We start from the raw sequence: 337 nt of genomic DNA, 5'->3' as shown, positions 1-337 counted from the left end.
GATGGTCGCTTCGGCGGTGTCGGCGGCGCTACCGGTGATCTCGCGGCCGCAGTGGCGGTCGGCGGAGCTGGCCCACGAGGTGGCGGCGGCCGACGCGTTCGCCGGGCTGGAACCGTTGCAGGCGGCGGACCGGATCGACCCGAGGGCGTTCATCCGGGTGTGCGCCCGCAGACTGCCGCCACAACGCACCACGGTGGTGGGCGACGCGGGGATGGTCGCTTCGGCGGTGTCGGCGGCGCTACCGGTGATCTCGCGGCCGCAGTGGCGGTCGGCGGAGCTGGCCCACGAGGTGGCGGCGGCCGACGCGTTCGCCGGGCTGGAACCGTTGCAGGCGGCG

1 pseudogene is annotated in these 337 nt (G+C 75.7%); it reads left to right on the top strand.

Features of this window, described 5'->3' with window-relative positions:
* Window positions 1–337, top strand: a pseudogene (locus JMF97_RS30960) (hypothetical protein); the annotation flags it as partial.

It is taken from the genome of Micromonospora fiedleri (assembly GCF_016774385.1).
In the GTDB taxonomy this organism is placed as follows: domain Bacteria; phylum Actinomycetota; class Actinomycetes; order Mycobacteriales; family Micromonosporaceae; genus Micromonospora; species Micromonospora gifhornensis.
This window is presented reverse-complemented; position numbering and strand designations above follow the sequence as displayed.